The sequence below is a fragment of the Campylobacter sputorum subsp. sputorum genome, assembly GCF_008245005.1.
Lineage (GTDB): Bacteria > Campylobacterota > Campylobacteria > Campylobacterales > Campylobacteraceae > Campylobacter_F > Campylobacter_F sputorum.
This window is the reverse complement of record NZ_CP043427.1, coordinates 1,037,411-1,061,047: the sequence shown is the minus strand read 5'-3', so window position 1 is coordinate 1,061,047 and position 23,637 is coordinate 1,037,411. Positions and strand designations below refer to the sequence as shown.

Genomic DNA, 23,637 nt, shown 5'->3' with positions numbered 1-23,637 from the left:
CAGCCCAATCAAAATTTCATTAATGGTATTGAGCTTCAATTTTAGTAGCTTTTAAAGTTATTATTCTTTTTCTTTTGCTTAATTCTATTAAATTTATTGAACCAACTAAATTTAATCTAAAAGTTGCATATCAAAATCATTTTTAGGGATACCATCATCTAAAAATTTCAAAACTTTGTTAAACATTTACACCCCATTCTTTTTTATATTCAGCGATGATTTCATCGGGTGTTTTTTCTTGTTTATCCACTTTTATGAGATTGATGACATCTTCTTCATTTGCCAGCATATTCTCAATAGCAAATCCGCAAATAATAGATTTATTTTGCTCATATTGCTCTTTAGTTAAATCATCTTTATATTTATTAAGTATTGCTAAACTCTCTTCTAAACTATATACTTCTGGATATGTCATTTTGAGCTCCTTTTAAATATATTTGATATTATATCAAATATATAAATTAAATATTTATTTAAATAGTATATTTTATCTGCAACTCAACAAGAAACCATAGTTTCTGTAAATTAAAGATGAATTTTAAAACTAGCTTTTTGTGGTTTTTTAAAATATTTTAAATTAAATTAGTATTTTTGTTAAAATATAACTTCATTTTAGTCATTAAATAAAGTTAGTTTTTATAATTTGGATATGGTTTGTTTTATTTAAAATCTTTTTTATTAAATATTATTTTAAATTTTTTTACGCCGAGCATAGATAGTAAAGTTGCGATAACTGCTATACATATCGATATAAAAAGACCTTTTGTATTTCCTGAATTTGCACCGATATTTACATAAATTGGAGTCCAAGGTAAAAATCCTAAAAACGAACTTAGTATGTAGCTTTTAAAACTTATTTTACATATGGCTGGTGCGTAATTTAGTGCGTTATATGGGATTATAGGTAGCAATCTTAAAGCAAAAAAAGATATAAAAAGGTTTTTGTTACTTAAATGTTGTAGTTTTTTTAAAAAATTTGGATATTTTATATCTTTACCTAAAAATTTAGCTATATAAAACATTAAAGCACAATTTATCATAGCTCCGATAATAGTATAAACACTTCCCAAAAATAGCCCAAAAAATGCACCTGAAACAACAGCTAAAACAAAAACAGGAAAGAAAAATATAGGTAAGATTGCAAAGCAAAGCAAAAATGCTAAATTTGCAAAAATACCAAAATTTTGTATAAATTCCCTAATACTTTGAGCACTTATAAAGAAAAATGGCACAAAACTTAAGATTAGTATGAAGCTAATTATTGCTAGTTTTGTTGTATTTTTTCTCATAAATACTTTTTGCTATGTAGATGATTATGCTTATGGCAAACAAAAGCATAAGTGAAATAAAGATAAGTTTAGCCCCACCACTAAAATTTCCACCAAAATAGCTATAAACAAGAGTTGCTGGGAGTTGCCCGATTCCAGTGGCTATGAAAAAAGATTTGAATTTCATATTTGTAAGACCTGCTGCGTAGCTAATGAGATCAAAACTTACAAATGGAAGAAGCCTGCACACTAAGATAGTATGCTCTCCATACCTCGCAAAGTATGCATCCGAGCTATCAAGCACTTTTTTGCTTACTATTTTTTCAACAGCGTCTCTTCCAAGATATTTTGCTATAAAAAAACAAAGTGCTGCTCCAGCCATAGCAGAAGTCCAAGAAAGTGCCGCTCCGCCAATCCATCCAAAGATTGCTGCGTTTGAAAGAGTTATCAAAAACTGAGGAATGGGTGCTAAAACAGCTGCTAATACCATTAAAACAAAACTTACTATGGCTGCAGTTTTGCCGTAACTTCTTAAAAATTCTATAACTTTTTCTATACTAAGAGAACTTAATACAGCTACACTTTTGTTTATCCAAGTGTTTATACTAGGGATAAAAAAGTAGATTAAAAGGCATATAAAAATGGCTAAAAGTGTGAAAATTTGTGATTTTTTCATAAAAATTTCCTAAATATTGTCATAAGATAAACTATCTTCTATAATCTTAGGATTTTAACTTATTGTTAGTTAAAAATAATTTAATTTTTTGTATTAAAAATATTTATAATATATTTATAAAAATAATCACTTTTTAAATTTTATTATTTTTGAAATTTAGCTTTTAATAAAAAATAAAGTATCACGCTAATTCCGCCACCAGAAATTCCAAGCAATGCTATCATTATTTGATACCTTATGGCAACCAAAGGATCGACGCCTGAGATGATTTGTCCTGTCATCATTCCAGGAAGTGAAACTATGCCAACTGCAAGAAGTGAGTTAATTTGCGGTATAAAAGAGGCTTTGAAAGCTATATTTCTAGCGTTTTCAAAACTCTCATTTCTAGTTATTTCCTTTTCAAATCTCTCGATAGCTAGACTTAGCACATTCATAGTATTTGAAAAAACCATTCCGGCTATTGGTATGACATATTTTGGTTCATAAAAATATTTAATTCCTAAAATTGAGTATATTATGATAAAAAGATTTAGCGATGATGATATAAAAGTAGCTATCAGTATGAAAGAGTAGTTTTTTAAGCTTTTATTTTGTGTGTTTCTTAAAATGATTATCGTTGCACAAATTAACATAAAAAGCAAAATTACTCCGCCTAAAAATATATTTTTATTAGTAAAAATTAACACCAAAATATAACCAATGGCAACTAATTGAATTATCATTCTTAATGTTGCGTATGGAATTTCTACTAAATTTTTAGTCCATTTGTAGTAAAAAAAGCACACAAAACTAAGCGGGATTAGCATTATAGCTAAATTTATTAATGAAATTTTAATCATATTAAATTATACAAATAAAATATTAATAAAATAATAAATAATAAACCAAACACATTTTTTCGAAGTTTATGCAAATATGTAAAAAGGTAACACGCTTTATAATATATTTCACACTAAAAAGAGTATTTTTAAATACAAATTTGATTAAATAATAGTAAAAATATTTTAAATTTATAAATTTAAATGCGAAATTACGGCTTTTAAATATTAAATTAAACTTTTCTTTTATTTAATATTAATTTGTTATTTTTAGATTTTTTAACACAAATTGCGTATAAAATGAAGCAATAAAAGTCATAAAGGAATTTGCATGAAATATATTGTAGATTTAAATAGTGATATCGGCGAAAGCTTTGGTGCTTATAAAATGGGTATGGATGATGAGATAATGAAATATGTAACAAGTGTAAATATAGCTTGTGGTTTTCATGCAGGAGATCCTATGGTTATGGATTTAACTGTTAAAATGGCTAAAGAACTTAATGTTTCAATAGGTGCTCATCCAGGTTTTCCTGATTTAATGGGCTTTGGTAGGAGAAAAATATCTATAACTCCAAAAGAAGCGGCTAATTACATTATATATCAAACTGGTGCAATTAGTGCATTTGCTAAATTTTATGGTTTAAAATTACAACATATGAAAATGCATGGCGGTCTTTATAATATGGTTTGTGGCGATGAAACATTGGCAACTGCCATAGTTGAAGCTATGGCTAGATATGATGAAAATTTAATTTTATTGGTTTTAAGTAAAAGTATTATTGTTGATATAGCTTGTAAAAAAGGATTAAGGGTAGCTTGTGAAGTGTTTGCGGATCGCGGATATAATGATGATGGAACTTTGGTAAATAGAGCACTTCCAGGAGCTTTTATAACAGATGAAAATATCGTAGTTGATCGTATAAAAAGAATGATAATTGAGAGCAAGGTTAAAAGTGTAAATGGAAAAGATATAGACATTCTTGCTCATAGTGTTTGTGTGCATGGGGATAATCAAAAAGCGGTTTTGTTTGCAAAAAATTTAAAAGAAGGCTTGCAAAAAGAAGGTATTGAAATTTCACCATTAAAAGAGTGGTTAAAATAGATAAGGAGAATGAAATGTCATCTGTTATTGTAAAAAATGGAAGCTTGTCTGTATTGATAGGTGCTGCATTTTTAATGGCTACTAGTTCAGTTGGACCCGGTTTTATGACACAAACTGCGAAATTTACAGAAGATTTTGGACCTAGTTTTGGTTTTATAATATTAATTTCAATCATCATATCTTTTGTTGCTCAGATAAATATTTGGCGTATTATAACTATGTCAAAGCTAAGAGGGCAAGACATAGCAAATAAGGTTTTTCCAGGGCTTGGATATGTTATATCCATTTTAGTTGCTGCTGGTGGTTTTGCTTTTAATATAGGAAATATTGGCGGTGCAGCTATTGGAATAAAAGCAATGACAAACATTGATATAACGACATCTTCGGCACTTGCCGGTATTTTTGGAATTTTGGTTTTTTCTTTTCCTAGGGCAAAAAATGCTATGGATAATTTTGCAAAAATTTTCGGTGCTCTTATGATAATTCTTATAGCTTATGTTGCTATTATTACGCAGCCGCCTGTTGTTGAGGCTATGAAGCAAACTATAGTGCCTGATAAAATCTCAGTTATAGCTATAATAACTCTTGCAGGCGGAACTGTTGGCGGGTATATTACTTTTGCTGGCGGACATAGGCTTATAGATGCTGGAATTTGCGGCACAAAACATCTTAAAGATGTAAATTTAGCTGCAACTCTTGGCATTGTTGTCGATCTTGCTGTTAGAGTGCTTTTGTTTTTAGCTGTTCTTGGTGTTGTAAGCAAAGGATTGATGCTAGATCCAAAAGATCCAGCCGGTTCAGCTTTTAGACATGCTTCTGGTAATATTGGTTATTTGATATTTGGAGCAGTGTTTTTTATGGCGGCTATAACTTCTGTTGTTGGTGCTGCTTATACATCTGTTTCATTTTTAAAAACACTTTTTAAATTTGTAGAAAAATATGAAAGATTTACCATTATAGCTTTTATTGTTGCTTCAACTCTAATGCTTATTTTTATAAGAAAACCCGCTAAAATGCTTGTTTTGGTTGGTGCATTAAATGGATTAATTTTACCAATAACTCTTGGTGCTATGCTTTTTGCTGTAGATAAAAAAGAGATAATGAATGAATATGTTCATCCAAAGTATCTAACTGTGCTTGGTTGGATTGTTGTGGCAATTACTGCTTATCTTGGCATTATTTCTCTTAGTAGTTTAAACAAACTCTGGATGTGAGATGAGCAGCATCAAATTTTTTCCAATAGCCGGTGTTGGTGTTATGATAAAGTTTGGAGACATTATAGATACTAAGATAAATTTTATTATAAGAAATGTGGCTCAAAAAATATCTAAAATACACGGAGTAATTGAGATTATACCAAGTTATATCGATCTTTGCATTTACTATGACCCAAGTAAAATTTTATATGAAGAAATTTGTATGATTGCGGATAATTTAGCTAAGGAATGCAAAGATTTAAAAGATAATCAAAATGTAAATTTAGTTGAGATTCCTGTTTGTTATTGTGAAGAGTTTGCACTTGATAAGGAAAGCGTTATATCTCATACTAAGCTTGATTGGGATGAGATAGTTAAAATTCACACTTCTAAAAATTATTTAGTTTATATGATGGGATTTATGCCAGGATTTTGTTATCTTGGCGGTATGGATGAGCGTATAAATATTCCTAGACTTAAAATCCCTAGAGAAAAAATACCAAAAGGAAGCGTTGGATTAGGCGGAAGTCAAACCGGTATTTATCCATGGGCTAGTCCTGGAGGTTGGAAAATCATCGGCAAGACACCCATAAAAATGTATGATGTTGATAGAAAAAATCCATCTGTTGTTGAAGCAGGGGATTATATAAAATTTAAAACTATAAATTTAGATGAATTTCAATACATACAAAATCAAGTTGAAAACTCAAATTATGAAATAATAAAAAGGCAAATATAGTGATTAGGATAAAAAATGCCGGACTTTTATCTAGTATTCAGGATTTTGGTAGAATCGGTTTTAAGAAATTTGGAATGCCAACAGCCGGAGTAATGGATAAATTTGCTTATGTTGTATCGCAATTTTTAGTACAAAATGATGAATTTGATGGAGTAATAGAAACAACCATAGTTGGTGTTGAGATAGAATTTTTTGAAGATATGATTATCTGTGTTACTGGAGCTCAAAATGAACTTTTTATCAATGGAGATAAAAAAGAGTTATGGAAGGCTCATTTGGTAAATCAAGGGGATGTGCTGTTATTAAAAAATGCTACAAATGGTGCTAGAAATTATATAGCATTTTCTAAAAAAATGTCTCTTAAAAAGATCAATAGCTCACTTAGCACATATTTAAAATCAAATATAGGCGGTTTTCATGGAAGAGCATTGCAAAATGACGATGAGATAGAATTTGAGCAAAATTATAAAATTTATAAACCAATAAATTTGCCTAAAAATTTTATACCTTTATATAAGCAAAAAGAGAGCATAAAAGTAGTTTTAGGCCCAGAAAAAGATGCTTTTAGTGATAAAGGAATATATACTTTTTTAAACTCAACTTACAATATAACGCAAAGTTGCGATAGAATGGGATACAGACTTAGTGGAGAAAAAATAGAGCATAAAAATGGAGCAGATATCATTTCAAATGCTGTATTTTTTGGATCTATTCAAGTTCCAAATAGCGGAGAACCTATCATACTTATGGCTGATGCCCAAACAACTGGCGGTTATACAAAAATAGCTACAATTTTACCAAGCGAGCTGCCTAAAGTAGGGCAGTTAAAAGGTGGAGATAAGATAAGTTTTGTTGAGGTTAGCAATGAAGAAGCACAAGATATAGAGATAAAATATCAAAAATATATTTATGAGTTGCAACAGATATTAAAAAAACAGATATCGATTTATGATATTAAGGTAAATGGGGTATCTTATAATGTAGTTGTTGAGGATAAAAATAGTTGTAAATTTCAAAAATTATAAAGTTAGTATAAATTATTTTTTTAAAATGCTATCAATCTCTTTGCTTTGCCCAAGTCTATAAAGTGCAAAATCATATTTTATAGGATCATTTTTATCAAATTGTCTTAATTTTTGAGTTAGTTCCATAACGGCTTTGAAATCATAGCTTTTTCTACTTATAAGCCCAAGTTTTAGTGCAACTTTGTGAGTATGAGTGTCAAGCGGTATCAAAAGATATCTTTTATCAATGCTTTTAAAAAGTCCAAGATCGATATCGCTACTTCTAATCATCCATCTTAAAAACATATTGTATCTTTTGTATGGTGAAATCGGGGTTTGAAAAACTGAACCAAAATAAAAATTATATCCAAAAGATCTATAATCATTTAGTGAATATATAAATTTCATAAGTTCATTTAAGCCATCTATGATCTCACCTGATTTTTTCATCCCATTTGCTACAATCTCTTCGATATTGCCATCTTGTTTTAATCTTTTGTGTGTTATAAAAATCTCTTTTACATCTATAATGCTTTGAAATCTGTATTTATGCGAAGTGTAAAATTTACTTATTTCTTCATCGCTTTCATCAAGTAAATCAAAATTTAGCGAGTTTAGAAATTTAACTATCATTTTTGCATTACCATAAGCAAATAGTGCACATATTAGTGCAATATTTGGCTCTTTATATTTTCTAGCAACTTGCAATGGATCTGCAAAAGCTAATAAATTCTCATCACAATTTTTTAAATTTGCGTGAAAATCTAGTAAATTTTTTAAATCAATCATTGTTTTAAAGTAAGCAATGTGTCAAGCATTTTTTCTACTGTTGTGATTATTTTTGCACTTGCACCATAGCTTGATTGAAATCTAATTAAATTTGTAAGTTCTTCATTCATACTTACTCCGCTAATTGATTGAAACTCTTGAAGAGCTGTTGTATATAAAGCTTTATTTGTTTCATGTGCGTTGTTGTTTGTTTCAGTTTGAGCTGCTATTTGCGTAGTTAAAAATCTATAAAAACCTTCTATTGTTTCTTCTTTTCCAAACGAGTTTTTGCCATTAAATTCAAGCTTCTTATATTGAAGTTGAACAATCTCATTTGCTACTTCGTTATTACCATCAATTGGCGCTTTAAATCCTTGAAGTTTTACAGGATCATCGCTTAATACGCTATTTACTCTTATGTTTTTTGAGCTATTTCCGTCAAAAAATCTATTTAAACCAACAACTCCTGGAAAATTTGTCCCATTATCTTCAAAAGATATAAAATATTCATCGTTATTAAATTTAGGATTTATAGATAGTTGCCCTAAATTTTTATCATCATGATATATATATGATGCACTAAAATAATCATCAACATCATTTAGCGAGTTTTTGTCTTTATTATCATCTGAGTTTGTATTAAACTGAGTTACTATGGAATTTGAGTCTAAACCGCTATTCATAGCTGTAGTTCTATTTATCTCTATAGTTTTTCTAGCTACTTCTTTTCCTTGTTTATCATAAACTACAACATCAAATGTTCCTTCTTTGATAGTATCATCAAAATTTATAAGAGAATTTTCAGGTTTTAAGAAACTTAAATCATTTGAATTTACTTTATTTTGAGCTGATTTTGCATAAATATTGTTTGTTTGGGTTATTAATGTTTTGGCAAAAGTATCTAGGTTATTTATATAGCTTTGAATTGTTCCATCGCTTGTTTGACCAGTAGATGCGTCTATATACCTACCTCTAAGCTCAAGTTCAGCTCCTATTTGTCCGCCTGTTATACTTGGCATTATGTTTATAAGCCTACCGTCTTGTCTTTCATAATAAATCGCTTGAAAATCGCTAGCGGCACTTTCGCTTTTTAAAACAAGTGGGTGAAATGCAGTTCCTTCAACTATACCAAATCCACCTAAATTTAAACTATAATCTTGTCCCATATCTGTGATATTTCTATCTATAGCGGTATTGCTTTCAAGAGAACCTTTAAATGCTGTTATATTTACTAATTTTGCCATAGCTCTTTCAAGTTGATCTCTTTTATCTCTAAGATCATTTGCATTATTGCCTTTTATTGATTCTATTCTGGCAATCTCTCCATTTATATCAGCTATTTGTTGTCCTAGACGATTAAATTCTTCTACATTTATTTTTAGCTGATCATTTACAGTTTTTTTCATTTTATATAGTTCATCTGATGCTTTTCTTATATTCTCGCTTAGGGTTTGTGTTAGTTGGATAAGGTTGATTTTTTGCGAACCATCTGACGATTTTGATGCAAAATTATTCCAAGCATTAAAGTAATTTTCTAAATCTTTTAGTATACCAACATCTTTTAAATCCGGAAATCTTTGTGTTATTTCTTGTAAGATATCTTGTTTATAGCCAGTATAAGAAAGAGCACTTTCTGAATTTTTTAATCTATTATATGAAAATTCATCATGTATTCTTATAATCTGATCTACTTGTGTTCCGTTTCCAACATCGCCTGGTATATTGTGAAAAGGTTCTTTGGCCGTTTGAACAACTCTTTGTCTTGTGTAGCTTTCATTATCTATATTTGAAATATTATGACCAGTTGTGGTTATTTGCATCTCAGCGGCATTTAAGCCAGAAACCCCGATTGCTAAAGTGTCAAATATTGCCATTTTAAACCCTTAATTTAAAATTAGAGTTAAAAATTTGTTTGCCTTTTTTGTTATACCCTTCTGATTTTTCTCCAAAAATCTTGTTTGCAAGAGAGTCATAATACTCTTTTATTACTATAACATATCTTGAATACTCTCTATTTTTATTTTGTAAGAGAGTAAGAGAGTCTTTAAGTTCGGCTAACTTGTTTTTATCCTCTTCATCCAAAATGCTAGCAAGATCTGTTCCACTTTTTTCTTCTAACATTTTAAGAAGTTCTTTATCAAGAGTTATTTTAGAGTTTTCAAATTTTTTTATAAGCTCTGTTTTGATTTTTACACTTTGTTCTACTTCTTCGTGTCTAGCGTTTTTTATATTTTCTATGTCAGTTTGAGTTATTTCTATGAGTTGATTTAGTGATGAAATAGCTTCATCTAGGTATTGTTTTATCATTTTTAGTCCTTTAAAGCACAAAGGACTAAAAATTAAAATAGTTCGTTAGCTACTGCCTTTGCTGTTTTGTTTAAATCTATTTTATAAGTTCCATCTGCTATGGCTTTTGCTATTTTGCTAACTTTACTATCACTCTCAGCACTTTGAGCTGTTGTTTTTAAATTTTGTATCTTTTTATCGTCATTTTTAATTTTATTAAGCGAAGAATCAGTTACGAAACTCGCACCTACCGAATTAATCATTTTTTATCCTTTATAGTTAGAACTTGATTGCTAACTATATCGGCATTATTTAATTTTTATTAAGACCTTTCTTTTAAAAAATTAAATAACATATCGCTAAATCCAAAACCACCACTTAATGCTTTACTCATTGCGTCATTATACATTGAGTTATAAATCTTGTCTCCAGCATCTTTTGAGAAAAGTGGATTTTCGTTTTTGATAGATAAATCAAGAACGGTTTTTACTAAAAAAGATTCAAAAGCATCAGTTTGCTCTCTTAGTGCCTTTTCATCAAATCTAGGTCTGTTTTGAGTTATCAATTTATCATTTACTGCATTGTATGCATTTAATGCCATAGAGTTGTCTATATTCATTACATAATCTCCAAATCTGCGTGTATCGCACCAACTTCTTTTAAATTTTGTAAAATTGCTATTATGTCTTTTGGTGTTGCACCTAGTCTATTTAAAGCTCTTGTTACATTTGCAACAGTTGTTTTTTGTGTTCCTATATTTAGCGTATTCATAGCACCATCTATAGATGTTTCTCCGCCAAGATCTATTACATTTGCTGCTGTATTTTCAGGTGCTGGATTGTAACTTTGTGGTTCTATCTTTAAAGTTATGCCACCATGAGATATAATAACAGGATCAACTGTTATATTTACTCCACTTACTATGGTTCCTGTTCTTTCATTTATCACTATTTTTTCTTGTGGTTTATAATCAACTTCGGTTTGTAAAATTTGAGATAAAAAATCAACCATACTGGCACCTTCTGGTTTCATCAATCTTATCGTTCTTGGATCTGTTGCAACAGCTACTTCTCCATAAACTCTATTTATAGCATTTTGAACAGTTGTTGCACTATTGAAATTTGTAGTTTTTAGGCTAAGATCTGCAAAGTTTTGATTATATATGTCATATAAAACTTCTTTTTCTACTAAAGCACCTTGAGAAACTACGGCAACTGTTGGATGATTTCCAGCTGCGTTATTGCCAGTTCCTTCATTTTTCCCGCCTATGCTTACAGAACCTTGTGCTATAGCGTAGATATCTCCATCAACACCTTTTAATGCTGTCATAAGCAGTGTTCCGCCTTGCAAACTTTTAGCATCACCAAGAGAAGATATGACTATGTTTATTTTATCTCCTTGTCTGGCAAAAGCTGGAAGTGAGGCTGTAACCATAACGGCTGCTGTATTTTTTGATTTTATATCATCTTGATTTATTTTCATACCAACTGTTTGAAGCATATTTGATATAGACTGAAGCGTAAATTCGGAAGTAGTGCCATCTCCAGTGCCTTTTAAGCCTACAACCAAACCATATCCTATGAGTTGGTTTTCTCTTACCCCTACAACATTTGCTATATCGCCTATTTTTGCTGCATTTAAGAAATTACAAGCAAAAAACGCTATAAACATATATTTCATAAACCTCATCATAATATCCTTAAATAAATGAAATTTAGAAACGATGAAGCAATAAGTGTTCCAAATATTAAATTTTTAAATGTAGTAACTAAGCGAGCTTTTTCCAAATTTACGAGTTTTGTCTAATTTAAATTTACCCAAAATATCTGGCATTTTTAAAGTGCTAATGTGCTCTATGGCTATAAGATAAATTTTATTGTTTTTGACATTTTTTATCATATTAAAAACATTATCATAAATTTCTTCAAATCCATCTCTTATATCAAAAGGCGGATCTATGTATAATATAATCTCATCTTTTATATTTGCTATTATCTTTGGAAGTTCGATAAAACAATCTCCATTAACTGGCATTAGGTTTTTTTCATCTATGCTTTTCATATTTGATTTTGTTATTTCAAAAGCTGATTTGTCTTTTTCTATGGCGATACAAATTTTAGCATAGTTGCTATAAGCTTCTATTGCCATTAAAGCACTTCCTCCAAAGCACTCTACAAAAACTTTACCATAAAGTTCATTTCTAATAGTGTCAAAAAAAGAGCCTTTTAGTATGTTTTTAGTGCTTCTTGTCGTTTTTAAGCTTGGAAGAAGTAGTTTTCTTCCTTTAAATTTACCGCTTGATATAGTTGTAAAAAGTTTATTTTTTGAGTTCATTTTTTATCAGTTCTGTTAAGTCTATTTTAAATTTATTAAGCAAATCATTTAGTCTATCTTCAAAACTACTTGGAATATACTCTATATTTTCTTGATGTTTTATTTGCATAGCAGAGTAAAAATCTTCTATTGTATAAATTAACTCTTGTTTATTAAAAGGAAATTTAAGATATGGCGAGTTTTTACCTATAATAAAAACTGGTTTATTTGTATCTAGTTTTTTGTCACTTATTATAAAATCACAATCTTTTCTTCTAGAGGCAAATTTACCAAGAAATAACATCATTGATTTTTGCAGCAAAATACATTCACATTCAAAAGATATTTTCATAACTCCCTCCAAAATATTTTCTTATTTTAACTAAAAAAATAAAATTTAGTATGCCAAGCTAAATAAATTATACTTTTTGTCGATATACTCATCAAAGAAAATAATTTTAAGGAGAAAATTATGGAGATATATGATGTAGCTTCAAGACAAATGGATAGCTCTATTTCTTTATCTCAAACTCAAAATAGTACAAAATCAGTGTTATTTGAAAAATCTGATTTGAGTAGTAGTTTTAATGAAGAGTTAAATCAAAAAAGGTCTTTATCAAATGAAGAGATAAATAAGATTGCAGATCGCTTAAATAAACAGATGGAGTCTTTGCAGACAAATATAAGATTTGCCTATAATGAGGAGATAAGTTCTCTTTATGTAAATGTTTTAGAAAAAAATACTGGAGAAGTTATAAGAAAAATTCCTACAGAAAGTATGATGAAACTAAGCGAACATTTTAAAGAAATTATAGGTTTGTTAATGGATAAGAAAGGATAAATTATGCCAGCCATAAAATCACTCGGAATAGGAAGTCAGGTTTTAACAGGGGATATAATCGACAAGTTAAAAGCTGCTGATGTAAAGGCACAAATAGATCCTATTGGTAAAAATATCACAGATAATACCACTAAACAAAAAGATATAACAACTATTTCTACACTCCTGTCATCTTTGAAAACATCAGTATCAGCCCTAGGAAATGAGACAACATACCTTAAAAGAAAAGCAAGTGTTAATGGGGATAGTGCTAATGTAAATGTTTCTTCTGGTGTTAATTTGCATGATTTTAATTTAGATGTAAAACAGTTAGCTCAAAATGATGTTTATCAAACTTCTAAATTTGGAAGCGAAAATGACATAGTTTCTGGTGGTGGAAAGCTTTTTGATGATGGAAGTTTTACTATAGCTTTAGGAAGCGGTAGTAACAAAAAAGAATTTAAAATAAATATAAAACAATCAGATACTTACGAAGATTTAGCTAATGAGATAAATAGGGCAACAAATGGTGCTGTGAGTGCCAAAATTTTAAATGTAGGAGAAGGCAAGTCTCAGCTTATAATACAATCAAAAGATTCTGGATTAGATAATGCTTTATCATTTAGTGCTACAAAAACTAAAGATACAAATGGAAGCCAAATAGATGATCCAAATTCTTTAAAAATACTTTCTGCTCTTGGTCTTGGAAACGAGATGGTAGATAAACTTGATGAAAACTCTCAGCCAATTCTTGATAGCTCTGGTAATAAAGTTCAAATAACACAGCTTGAAGCAAACCATATACAAAAAGCACAAAATGCTGAATTTACATATAATGGCGTTAATATGTCAAGACAAAGTAATAAATTTGATGATATTACAGCAGGTGTTGAAATTACTTTAAAAGAGACTGGGAAAACTAGTGTTAGTATAAATAACGATACTGAAAATATAATTAGTGAGATAGAAAATCTTGTAAAATCATATAATGAACTTATGAATAATCTTAGCGCCTCTACTGATTATAATGAACAAACTGGAATGGGCGGTGTTTTACAAGGTATTAATGAAATTACTACTATAAAATCAAGTATTAACAAAGTTTTATTTGAAGCTGTAAATACAGGTAGAAGTGTTACAGAAATTTCGCAAGATAAAAATGGTAATGAGATAAAAAATATCTATAATGCACTAAATACAGTGTCTGACTTTGGTATAAGTTTGAGTGAAGATGGTCTTTTGAAATTTGATAAAACAAAATTTAATAAAATGGCAGAAGAGGATTTTGACTATGTTGAGAAATTTTTCGTAGGAGATATGAGCCATTCTAAAATATCTTATATTTCAAAAGATATATCAGGCGGTGCTATTTATGTTTCTAGCGGAGCTTTAAAAATAGGCGATAAAGAAATTTTATTTAAAACAGATGCCTCTAATACACAAGAACAAAATGCCCTTGCTCTTTTAGACGCTATCAACAAAGCTGATATAAAAGGCTTAAAAGCTGAATTAAATGATACTAAAACCGGTGTTAATTTAACAAGGCAAGATGGTGGTTCTATAGAAATAACTGGTAGAGATGATGTGCTTAAAGCTTTGGGATTAGAAAAAGTAAGCATACATGCTACTTCTAATGAAAATAAAGGCGTATTTGCTAAACTAACAGATACGCTAAATGGCATGGTTGGTAAAGAAGGAACGATAACAAAGCTTTCGGATTCTTTAACTAAAGACAATAAAAGACTTAGCGATGAAAGAATAGATACACAAAAAAAGATAGATGAAAGATATGAGAGAATGGAAATGCAATTTGCTCAATACGATGCCATTATAGGTAAATTAAACAGACAGTTTTCAGCACTTCAAAGTATGATAGATGCAGAACTTGCAAATAAATAAAAAGGAAAGTAAAATGCAAAATAATTTAGCATATTCTGCTTATATGCAAAATAGCGTAGGAATAGAATCTCCAAAAAAATTAATAGAAATGCTTTATGAGGGGATACTTAAATTTGTTTATAGGACAAAAAAAGCTATAGATGATGATGATATAGAAGCAAAAGTTTATAATATAAATAGGGCAAATGCGATATTTTTTGAACTTATAAACTCACTTGATTATAATCAAGGCGACGTTGCACATTATTTAGCCGGTCTTTATACAAGAGAGATTCAACTTCTTACGCAAGCAAATTTAACAAATGAAAAAGCTAATCTTGATGAAGTAATTCATGTTGTAAAAGAGCTTTTAGAAGCATGGAAGGAAGTTACTAAAGAAGATGAGTTGGCTTGATAATTTTAAAATTGCCATAGCAAATAAAGATAGTGAAAAAATTTTACTTCTTATAGACAGTATGCCATCAAATTTTAAGACAGTTGATGATATGCTGTCTGCTCTTAGCCTTACAAAAGAGGCTTTAAATTTAATAAATTTTAAAAAAGACTCTTTGGCAAATGATATAAAAAAGTTAAAAAGCGTTAGAAAATATGCTGATTATTATCAATAACAAGTTTTTAAATTTAGTATTGATATTTTTTATATTTTGATTTAAAATATAACTCTTTTTTATACATAATTAATAAGGATAAAAATGAAAAAGATTATTTTTACACTTTTAATATCACTTTTATTTTGTGGATGTAGCTTTTTTACAGATACTCAAAAAGAGCTTTTAGAAAATAAAATAGTAGTATTATCTGATAATTTTTATGATGATTTTAAACTTATAAATACAGCACATAAGCTCAGAGATGACGGATTAACAGAAATTGAAGTTATTTTTGTAAATATGGCAGATAAAAATATAAAAATTGCTTATAAAATAGACTGGTTTGATAAAGATAATTTTTTGGTAGATATTCTTATGTCTAAATGGGAAATTGTAAATGTAGAGTCCATGAAAAATTTAGTTATAAGAGGAGTTTCGCCATCTACAAAAGCAATAAATTATCAAGTAAGGATAATGTATCCCAAAAATGATGATATAAAATAAATAAAAATTTAAAATCAAAAATACAATAATTTTTATATTATTGTATTTTTTACTCTATCTTACTTGTCCATTTCCTAATACCTGATATTTGTATGTAGTTAGTTCATTTAGTCCCATTGGACCTCTTGCGTGAAGTTTGTTTGTGCTAATTCCAATTTCTGCTCCAAATCCAAACTCACCGCCATCGCTAAATCTTGTTGATGTATTTACATACACACAAGCACTATCTACTAAATTTAAAAATTTTTGTATATTTTCTTCGTTTTTAGATATTATAACCTCAGAATGAGACGAGCTAAATTTTTCTATATGAGCTATAGCTTCATCTATACTTGAAACAACTTTTAAATTTACTGCGTAGTCTAAATATTCTGTGTCAAAGTCCTTGTTTGTAGCTTTTTCGCAATTTATAAATTTAGCAGTTTGATTGCAACCTTTTATATGTATTTTTAGCTCATCAAATTTAGTTTTTAACATAGGTAAAAATTTATCAGCTATGTTTTTATGAATTAGTATTGTCTCAATGCTATTGCAAGCTGATGGTTTTGAAAATTTTGCATTTACACATATATCTAAAGCTTTTTTTAAATCAGCAAATTCATCAACATAAGCGTGGCAAAGCCCTTTGTCGTGTTTTATAACTGGTATTTTTGATGTATTACTTACCATTTTTACCAAATTTTCTCCGCCTCTTGGTATGATAAGATCTATGTATTTATCCATTTTTAAAAATTTTTTAACATCTTGCCTTGAGATATTAAGATAACTAATGCATTCTGCTGGGATGTTAAATTTTTCTAAAGATTTGTGTAGTGCTTTAATGATTGCCAAATTTGAATTTAGTGCTTCTTTTCCGCCTTTTAATAGGCAAACATTTGAGCTTTTTAGACACAAAGATGCAACTTCAGCAGTAACATTTGGACGAGATTCATAAATTATGCCAATTACGCCGATAGGTATAGAAACTTTGTTTATTTTTAAGCCAGCATAATTTATCCAACCGCTTAAAACATTGCCTATTGGATCTTGTAAATTTGCTACTATTTTTAGTGAATTTGCTATATCGTTTATCCGTTTTTCATCTAGCATTAATCTATCTTGCATAGCCTTGCTAAGCGAAATTGCGTTTTGCATATCGATTTTATTTGCACTTAATATATCTTTTTTGGATTTTGATATTTCCTCGCTCATATCAAGTATGACATTTTTTTTTGTTTGAGGGTTTAGTTCAAGTAGTGTTTTTGATGTTTGTCTTGCTTTTTTGATTGTGTCTATCATAATATTTTCTCTTTTAATCAAATTTAAACTAAAAAATTGGTATATTTTAACATTTAAAACTTAATATTTTGGAGAGTAAATTTGAAAACTATTTATGATGTTGTTGTAATTGGCGGAGGCCCTTGTGGAATAGCTTCGGTTGTTGAGTCAAAAAAGATGGGATTTGAAAATGTTTTGCTTTTAGAAAAAGGCGATAACCACTCTCAAACGATTAGAAAATTTTATAAAGACAATAAAAGAGTAGATAAAGAGTATAAAAATATGCCTTCGGTTGTTGTTGGAAATATTCCTTTTGAAACATCCATAAAAGAAGATGTTTTGGATTATTTTGATAAACTTCTTGAAGAAGAAAAAGTAGATACAGTTTTTAATATAGAGGTTGAAAAAGTTCAAAAAATTGGAGATATTTTTCATGTTGTAACGCCAAGCATTACTTATGAGGCTAAAAATGTTGTTGTAGCAATAGGTAAAATGGGCAGACCAAATAAGCCTGATTATAAAATCCCACCTTCTTTAAATTCAGTTGTAAATTTTAATTTAAATTCTTGTTCTGATAATGAAAAGATCATGGTTGTAGGTGGCGGAAATTCGGCTGCTGAGTATGCAATAGAGCTTAGTAAAACAAATGTTGTTATACTTTGTTATAGAAAAAGCACATTTACAAGACTTAATGATATCAACGAAAAAGAGCTTCTTGATTTAGCAGAGCAAAATAAACTAAATTTAAAACTTGGCATTGATATAACCGAACTAGAAAATGAAAATAACAAAATAAAAGTTAAATTTAGTGATGGATCATATGAAATTTACGATAGGATTATTTATGCGATAGGTGGCTCAACTCCAATAGATTTTTTACAAAGATGTTCAATTAAAGTAAATGAGAATTCTCAACCAATCGTAGATGAGAATTTAATGACAAATATACCAGGTCTTTATGTTGGCGGAGATATAGTTACTAAAAATGGCGGTTCTATCGTATTTGCATTAAATCATGCTCATAATATAATAAGTCATATAAAATCTAAAATGTAGTTTATTTGGAGAACTTTGGTGAGATTTTTGCTAACTTTTTTAACTTTACTTGCTGCAAGTTTATTTGGAGCAATTTGTTATGTATTTTACGATACAAAAATCTCGCAAGTCTCTGTAAAAGAAAATATCCAAACAAACCACAACGAGCTTAAATTTAGCGATTTACCGCTTAGTATTCAAAAAGATTATATAAATAAAAACGACCTTTCTGAGTATGGGGACTACATAACGCCTTATTCTTACGCACTAAATTTTGAAATAAATAGCAATGATGGAGAAGTTGTGGGGAGCAATGATGAGCTTAAAGCTCAAATCATAGCGCTTAGAAATCACAATAAACTTTTATATATAGACAACATAGATTTGGCAAACAAAAACTGGGAAGCGATATTAAGGCTTAGAGATCAAAAAAAAGATATGGAAAATGAAAAAAAAGAATTTTTAGATAAAAATTTAAAACTTTTAAGACAAGCGCAAGATCAACACTATAAGAATATAGACGAACTTACAAAAAGGCTAAATGATGTTCAGCTTTCTAGTATGCAAAATTCTAAAATTTATGAGCAAAAGATAGTAGAGTTAAAAAATGAGATAGAAATAGCTCAAAAGATTTTACGCGATAAAGAGGTAGAATTTAGTCAAAAACTTTCAAATATAACAAGCAAAGAAAAACAAAACAACTCATCTCTTAGTCAAAAAAATAGTTATCTTTTAGAGCAACTTGAAGAGCTTAAGTCTAAGAATGCACAAAATTTAGAACTTCTGGCAAAACAAGCAAAAGAAATCGACAAGCAAAAACTAGAGTTAAAACAAACTATTGATTTAAAAGATACTCAGATAAATGATATTTTAAGCAAACATACTATGAGTATTGCTGATTTGGAGAAAAAAAATAAAATAGATCTTTCTGATTTGAGAACTGAGTTTGAAAAACAAAAAGATAAATTTATAAAAGATTTGGAATCAAAAGAAGAAGAGATTAAAAATCTTGGTAAAATCGCATTAGAAGAAAAGCAAAGTTATACAAATCAAATTTCTGGACTTGAAGACAGACTAGCTAAAACGCTTGTAGAAAATAAAAATTTAAAGGATAAAAGTTTAGAAAAAAAGTATCTTAGTATGCTTAGAGAGCAAAATTTAACTATATCTAATTTGCAAAATGAGTTAAAAAAGATAAATGATAAAAATGAAAGTTTGATTATATCAAATCTTGAAGAGCGTATTAAGCTTAAAGATAATCAAATTTTATCTTTAAATCAAAAAATGGATAAATTTAAAGATGACAATAAAACTACAAAAGGTATAATTGATAAAAATTATAAACTTCTAAATGAAAAAATCGCATCATTGCAAAATGAAAAAACTTCTTTGCAAAATTCTTTAAACGCTACTATAAATAAGTTAAACGATGAGATAAAGAATTTAAAAGAGGAGAATTCAGCTAAAGCATTAAACTCAAATTTAGCTTTAAACTATGGCTTAAAAACTAGAAAATATGAAGATAAGATAAAAACTTTAACTCAAAAGCTAAATGATATAAAAGACGAAAAACAAAATTCTATCAATTTAAAAAAAGAAAACGATAAACTAAAAGCTAAGCTTGAAAATTTAAATAAAACCAAAAAAGGTAATTTTGAAATAGAGGTTATAAAAAGCGATAAAGATAGCCTAGCCCTAAAAGAAAAAAATCAAGAGCTACTTTCTGATATAAATAAGTTAAAAAATCAACTTCTTAACAGCGAAAAACTTCTTTTGGATGTTATAAATGAAAACGAAAAACTAAGAATCAATAGAATTTCAAGTACTCAAACAAGCGACATTATAGCAAAATATGAAAAAAGCTTGCAAAGCATAAAAGAACTTGAGATAGAAAATGGAAAATTAAGGCACGATATACTTTCATTAGATAAAAATAGCATAGAAAAAATCGCTCCTAAAAAAGCCGTTAATATAGATTCTATATCGTGTGAGGATTTGAACTCAAAAAATCAACCAAGCGTAATGTGTAAAAACTTAGTAAGTGAATTTTTACAAAAATATAATTCTAATTTTTCTTTTGTAGTCATTCCTATAAACAGTTCAAGCTCGGTAAAAGCAGTATCTCAAAAACTTCGAAATAGTGGCATTAGCAATGTAGATAAAATTAGTAATTACGCTTTAGGATGAAAAAGCAGAAGTTGGAGCAGGGTTGATAAGAGATGAGTTTGGGGATTTTTCTAGGATATCTTATGCAAATGAAATCATAACAAAGCCAAATAAACAAGGTTTTGTGATAAAAGTATATAGATGAAACTTTTTCAAGAAAAAGATGGATATCGCTACAACAGCGATACGGTAATGCTTTATAATTTTATAAAAAAGCTAAAAGGCAATGTTTTAGATGTTGGTTGTGGATGTGGTATTTTAGGGCTTTTGTTAAAACGAGACTTTGAAAAAATTTCTTTAAGCATGATAGATATATTGGAAAAAAATATAGAACTATCTATCAAAAATGCCAATGAAAACAATATCAAAGCAGATATTATTAATGGCAATTTTTTAGATATGAATGGAGATGTTAAATTTGATTATATTGTTTCAAATCCACCATTTTACCACGACGGAGTTATAAAAAGTAAAAATTTACACAAAAACTTTTCTAGATATAGTTCTAACTTAAATTTGCAAAATTTTTTAGAAAAAAGTTTTCAACTTTTAAAACCAAATGGAACTTTGATTTTTTGCTATGACGCAAAGCGAATTAATGAGATATTTTTTTTGCTTCGTAATCTTAAATTTAACACAAATAAGGTACAATTCGTGCATCCAAAAGCTACAAAAAATTCAAAGCTTGTTTTGATTGAGGCGAGAAAAAATTCTAAGAGTTTATGTGAAATTTTACCGCCAATTTTTGTAAATTGCGATGATGGTTATAGTCCTTTGGCAAAGGAAATATTTGCAAAAGCTGATTTGTTGAGCGTGGATTATGAGTAAGTTTGATTTTACTTTTGATAGTGGTGCTTGCAAAAAGTGCGGAGGAAAGTGCTGCACGGGAGAAAGCGGCTATATATGGATAAGTAAAGATGAAATTTTTGCATTGTGTAAGCATTTAAACACTAGCTTCGATGATTTTAAACATAATTATTTAATAAAAGTTGGTTTTAAATTTAGTCTAAAAGAGAAAAATTATAACAATGGAAAAGCTTGTATATTTTTTGATGAAGAGAATTTAAACTGCTCGATTTACGATTTTCGTCCAAATCAGTGTAAAACTTTTCCTTTTTGGAGTCATTTTAAAAATAATTTTGATGAATTGGAGAGAGAATGTATTGGTGTAAAAAAATTGTCTTGATATTTGTATTGTGCGTAAATGCATTTTGTTTTAATCTAGACAAAAAAGATACACAAAGATTTAATTTAATGCAAGCATTTTTATATGAAAATAGCGGAAATTTTGATGAAGCCAAATCTTTACTTCTTGATTTGTACAAACAAACAAATGAAAAAATATATTTAAAAGAGTCTATCAAGATAGCTTTTGTAAATAAATCTAGTGATTTTGCAGAGCTTTTAAAAAAGGGTAGGATTGTTTTAAAAAATGACCCCGATTTTATAAGGATAGATGTTTCTGATATGCTCCTAAGGGGCAGATTTGATCTAGCAAAGATAAAATTACTTGATCTTGTAAAAAAAGATAAAGATGCCAAGAATTACTCTATGCTTGGTATGATTTATATATATGAGCAAGATTATGAAGCTTCTTTAAAGTATTTAAAAAAAGCTTATGAGTTAGAAAATATTGAAAAAAATTTAATGCCAATTGTTGAGGTTTTAGATAAAAATTTATTTAAAACAAAAGAAGCTATTAGTATTTTACGAGATTATATAGATAAAAATGGCTGTAGTGTTGAGATTTGTGAAGCTGCTGGATTGCTATATCTTAAAAGTAATGATTCTAAAAAAGCTATAGAAATTTATGAAAAATTATATGAAGATTCTTTAGATGAGAGATATTTGCAGACAATTATACAAATTTTTGCAGTAGAAAAAGAGTATGAAAAGGCTGTAAAATATCTTGAGAAAAAATATCCCCAAAATGATATCTTAGTAGATCTTTATGCTAAACTTGGTAGATTTAATGATGCGTATAATTTTGCAAAACATAAATTTGAAAATTTAAAAGAACCTATTTATCAAGCAAGAATGGCTATTTATAAGTATGAAGATAGCAAAAATAAACTAAATCAAAATATTTTAAACGAAGTTGTTAATAACTTTGAAAAATCCGTGTATTTAGTAAATGATCCGATTTTTTATAACTATTATGGTTATTTACTCATAGATCATGATATAGATGCTAAGAAAGGATTAGAACTAGCTAAAAAAGCTTATGAACTTGATCCAGAATCGTTTTATATAGTTGATTCAATAGCTTGGGGTGAGTATAAAGTAGGCGATTGCAAAGCCGCAAAAAACACTATATCTAAAATCATCAATAATGAAGATTTTATAAACTCTCCAGAAGCAAAAGAACATATAAAATTTATAGATGAATGCTTAAAAAAAGGGGCAAAATGATACTAGATGAGATTATACAAAAAACAAAAGAAGATTTAGAAATTCAAAAAAAAGAGTTGCCTTTTGATATTTTAAGTAGAACTATTTTTAATGTAAGAAATATCCAACGAGATGTAAAAAAAGCCCTTAAATCAACTAATGATGAGCCGTTTAGACTAATTTGTGAAGTCAAAAAAGCAAGCCCTAGCAAAGGTATAATAAGGGAAAATTTCGACCCAGTTGATATAGCTAGTATATATCAAAAAAATGGTGCAAATGCATTATCTATATTAACTGAACCGCATTTTTTTAAAGGAAATTTAGAGTATCTTTCACTTATAAGAAAATACACAAGCATACCGCTTTTAAGAAAAGATTTTATAGTAGATGAATACCAAGTTTTACAAGCTTACTTATATGGTGCTGATTTTATACTGCTTATTGCAAAGGCTCTTGATAAAAAAGAGTTGAAAAAACTTGTAGAACTAGCTTTTAGCCTTGGTATTGAAGTATTACTCGAAGCTCATGATAAAGAAGATATCACAAAGGCCATTTTTGCTGGTGTAAATATAATAGGTATAAATCATAGAGATTTACAAACTTTTGATATGCATATGGATCTTTGTGAAAAGCTAATACCTATGATTCCAAATGGTAAAATCATTGTAGCAGAAAGCGGTCTTAGCTCTCATGAAGGGCTGGTAAATTTAAATAAAATTGGCGTGGATGCCTTTTTGATAGGCGAATATTTTATGAGACAAGATGATATAGCTAAGGCTATTAAATATATGAAAGGTTAGAT

Annotated in this window: 28 protein-coding genes; 15 read left to right on the top strand and 13 right to left on the bottom strand. The window is 28.8% G+C overall.

Translation table 11 applies throughout. The annotated features are described in order from the left end of the window. Positions 1-178: 178 nt before the first annotated feature. The 4 genes from CSPT_RS05330 to CSPT_RS05315 all read right to left on the bottom strand — a co-directional run bounded on the left by CSPT_RS05330 (position 179) and on the right by CSPT_RS05315 (position 2,783). Positions 179-415, bottom strand: coding sequence for a hypothetical protein (locus CSPT_RS05330; protein WP_089182654.1), 237 nt, complete (start codon positions 413-415; stop codon positions 179-181). Positions 416-659: 244 nt separating this feature from the next. Beyond that, the gene (locus CSPT_RS05325) at positions 660-1,289 is read right to left on the bottom strand and encodes a TVP38/TMEM64 family protein (protein ID WP_089182653.1); all 630 of its coding nucleotides are present in this window, start codon (positions 1,287-1,289) and stop codon (positions 660-662) included. Next, positions 1,255-1,944: a TVP38/TMEM64 family protein gene (locus CSPT_RS05320; RefSeq protein WP_089182652.1), complete on the bottom strand. Its 690-nt coding sequence runs from the start codon at positions 1,942-1,944 to the stop codon at positions 1,255-1,257. Before CSPT_RS05320 ends, CSPT_RS05325 begins: the two co-directional genes overlap by 35 nt. Positions 1,945-2,087: 143 nt before the next feature. Further along, the gene (locus CSPT_RS05315) at positions 2,088-2,783 is read right to left on the bottom strand and encodes an ABC transporter permease (protein ID WP_089182651.1); all 696 of its coding nucleotides are present in this window, start codon (positions 2,781-2,783) and stop codon (positions 2,088-2,090) included. A gap of 310 nt (positions 2,784-3,093) precedes the next feature. Between CSPT_RS05315 and CSPT_RS05310 the strand changes: the two genes are divergently transcribed. The 4 genes from CSPT_RS05310 to CSPT_RS05295 are packed head-to-tail and all read left to right on the top strand — an operon-like array spanning position 3,094 to position 6,827. Further along, the gene (locus CSPT_RS05310; protein ID WP_089182650.1) at positions 3,094-3,867 is read left to right on the top strand and encodes a LamB/YcsF family protein; all 774 of its coding nucleotides are present in this window, start codon (positions 3,094-3,096) and stop codon (positions 3,865-3,867) included. A 14-nt stretch (positions 3,868-3,881) separates the two neighbouring features. Next, positions 3,882-5,081, top strand: coding sequence for an NRAMP family divalent metal transporter (locus tag CSPT_RS05305; protein ID WP_089182649.1), 1,200 nt, complete (start codon positions 3,882-3,884; stop codon positions 5,079-5,081). A gap of 1 nt (position 5,082) precedes the next feature. Beyond that, positions 5,083-5,802 (top strand): 5-oxoprolinase subunit PxpB, encoded by a 720-nt coding sequence (pxpB, locus tag CSPT_RS05300; protein ID WP_089182648.1) that lies wholly within the window; start codon positions 5,083-5,085, stop codon positions 5,800-5,802. After that, on the top strand, positions 5,802-6,827 hold the full coding sequence (locus tag CSPT_RS05295; RefSeq protein WP_161492216.1) for a 5-oxoprolinase subunit C family protein: 1,026 nt from the start codon (positions 5,802-5,804) through the stop codon (positions 6,825-6,827). Before pxpB ends, CSPT_RS05295 begins: the two co-directional genes overlap by 1 nt. Positions 6,828-6,839: 12 nt before the next feature. Here CSPT_RS05295 and CSPT_RS05290 read toward each other — a convergent pair whose 3' ends face one another. The 8 genes from CSPT_RS05290 to CSPT_RS05255 form a co-directional block, all read right to left on the bottom strand. Next, positions 6,840-7,595: a TIGR02757 family protein gene (locus tag CSPT_RS05290; RefSeq protein WP_181892274.1), complete on the bottom strand. Its 756-nt coding sequence runs from the start codon at positions 7,593-7,595 to the stop codon at positions 6,840-6,842. Further along, on the bottom strand, positions 7,592-9,448 hold the full coding sequence (flgK, locus tag CSPT_RS05285) for a flagellar hook-associated protein FlgK (RefSeq protein WP_089182646.1): 1,857 nt from the start codon (positions 9,446-9,448) through the stop codon (positions 7,592-7,594). The genes CSPT_RS05290 and flgK overlap by 4 nt, the downstream gene beginning before the upstream one ends. 1 nt (position 9,449) lies before the next feature. Then, positions 9,450-9,881, bottom strand: a complete 432-nt coding sequence (gene flgN / locus CSPT_RS05280; RefSeq protein ID WP_089182645.1) for a flagellar export chaperone FlgN — start codon at positions 9,879-9,881, stop codon at positions 9,450-9,452. A 32-nt stretch (positions 9,882-9,913) separates the two neighbouring features. Next, positions 9,914-10,123: a flagellar biosynthesis anti-sigma factor FlgM gene (locus CSPT_RS05275; RefSeq protein ID WP_089182644.1), complete on the bottom strand. Its 210-nt coding sequence runs from the start codon at positions 10,121-10,123 to the stop codon at positions 9,914-9,916. A 59-nt stretch (positions 10,124-10,182) separates the two neighbouring features. After that, positions 10,183-10,479: a rod-binding protein gene (locus CSPT_RS05270; protein ID WP_089182643.1), complete on the bottom strand. Its 297-nt coding sequence runs from the start codon at positions 10,477-10,479 to the stop codon at positions 10,183-10,185. After that, positions 10,479-11,552, bottom strand: coding sequence for a flagellar basal body P-ring protein FlgI (locus tag CSPT_RS05265; protein WP_089182642.1), 1,074 nt, complete (start codon positions 11,550-11,552; stop codon positions 10,479-10,481). The genes CSPT_RS05270 and CSPT_RS05265 overlap by 1 nt, the downstream gene beginning before the upstream one ends. Before the next feature lie 63 nt (positions 11,553-11,615). Then, positions 11,616-12,194, bottom strand: coding sequence for an RsmD family RNA methyltransferase (locus CSPT_RS05260; RefSeq protein ID WP_089182641.1), 579 nt, complete (start codon positions 12,192-12,194; stop codon positions 11,616-11,618). Further along, the gene (locus CSPT_RS05255) at positions 12,178-12,525 is read right to left on the bottom strand and encodes an ornithine carbamoyltransferase (RefSeq protein WP_089182640.1); all 348 of its coding nucleotides are present in this window, start codon (positions 12,523-12,525) and stop codon (positions 12,178-12,180) included. Before CSPT_RS05255 ends, CSPT_RS05260 begins: the two co-directional genes overlap by 17 nt. A 120-nt stretch (positions 12,526-12,645) precedes the next feature. Between CSPT_RS05255 and CSPT_RS05250 the strand changes: the two genes are divergently transcribed. From CSPT_RS05250 to CSPT_RS05230, 5 genes are all read left to right on the top strand, one after another. Further along, on the top strand, positions 12,646-13,014 hold the full coding sequence (locus CSPT_RS05250; protein WP_089182639.1) for a flagellar protein FlaG: 369 nt from the start codon (positions 12,646-12,648) through the stop codon (positions 13,012-13,014). 3 nt (positions 13,015-13,017) lie between these two features. After that, on the top strand, positions 13,018-14,892 hold the full coding sequence (gene fliD, locus CSPT_RS05245; protein WP_089182638.1) for a flagellar filament capping protein FliD: 1,875 nt from the start codon (positions 13,018-13,020) through the stop codon (positions 14,890-14,892). A gap of 13 nt (positions 14,893-14,905) precedes the next feature. After that, positions 14,906-15,286, top strand: a complete 381-nt coding sequence (gene fliS, locus CSPT_RS05240; RefSeq protein ID WP_033916027.1) for a flagellar export chaperone FliS — start codon at positions 14,906-14,908, stop codon at positions 15,284-15,286. Continuing rightward, a complete protein-coding gene (locus CSPT_RS05235; protein WP_089182637.1) occupies positions 15,273-15,500 on the top strand; it encodes a hypothetical protein in 228 nt (75 codons plus the stop codon). Before fliS ends, CSPT_RS05235 begins: the two co-directional genes overlap by 14 nt. An 84-nt stretch (positions 15,501-15,584) precedes the next feature. Continuing rightward, complete coding sequence (locus tag CSPT_RS05230) at positions 15,585-15,986, top strand: DUF1425 domain-containing protein (RefSeq protein ID WP_089182636.1); 402 nt, start codon at positions 15,585-15,587, stop codon at positions 15,984-15,986. Between the two features lie 54 nt (positions 15,987-16,040). Here the strand turns inward: CSPT_RS05230 and CSPT_RS05225 are convergent, their stop codons facing one another. After that, on the bottom strand, positions 16,041-17,264 hold the full coding sequence (locus CSPT_RS05225) for a glutamate-5-semialdehyde dehydrogenase (protein ID WP_089182635.1): 1,224 nt from the start codon (positions 17,262-17,264) through the stop codon (positions 16,041-16,043). 81 nt (positions 17,265-17,345) lie between these two features. On the opposite strand from CSPT_RS05225, the gene CSPT_RS05220 reads away from it, so the two are divergent. The 6 genes from CSPT_RS05220 (at position 17,346) to trpC (ending at position 23,635) form a co-directional block, all read left to right on the top strand. Further along, positions 17,346-18,299 (top strand): NAD(P)-binding domain-containing protein, encoded by a 954-nt coding sequence (locus tag CSPT_RS05220; protein ID WP_089182634.1) that lies wholly within the window; start codon positions 17,346-17,348, stop codon positions 18,297-18,299. Between the two features lie 18 nt (positions 18,300-18,317). Beyond that, positions 18,318-20,465, top strand: a complete 2,148-nt coding sequence (locus CSPT_RS05215; protein ID WP_089182633.1) for a coiled-coil domain-containing protein — start codon at positions 18,318-18,320, stop codon at positions 20,463-20,465. Between the two features lie 120 nt (positions 20,466-20,585). Next, entirely contained in the window at positions 20,586-21,272 is a 687-nt protein-coding gene (locus tag CSPT_RS05210) for a tRNA1(Val) (adenine(37)-N6)-methyltransferase (RefSeq protein ID WP_089182632.1), read from the top strand. Then, on the top strand, positions 21,265-21,630 hold the full coding sequence (locus tag CSPT_RS05205; protein ID WP_089182631.1) for a YkgJ family cysteine cluster protein: 366 nt from the start codon (positions 21,265-21,267) through the stop codon (positions 21,628-21,630). Before CSPT_RS05210 ends, CSPT_RS05205 begins: the two co-directional genes overlap by 8 nt. Then, positions 21,603-22,856: a tetratricopeptide repeat protein gene (locus tag CSPT_RS05200; protein WP_089182630.1), complete on the top strand. Its 1,254-nt coding sequence runs from the start codon at positions 21,603-21,605 to the stop codon at positions 22,854-22,856. The genes CSPT_RS05205 and CSPT_RS05200 overlap by 28 nt, the downstream gene beginning before the upstream one ends. Further along, complete coding sequence (gene trpC / locus CSPT_RS05195; protein ID WP_089182629.1) at positions 22,853-23,635, top strand: indole-3-glycerol phosphate synthase TrpC; 783 nt, start codon at positions 22,853-22,855, stop codon at positions 23,633-23,635. Before CSPT_RS05200 ends, trpC begins: the two co-directional genes overlap by 4 nt. Positions 23,636-23,637 lie beyond the last annotated feature (2 nt).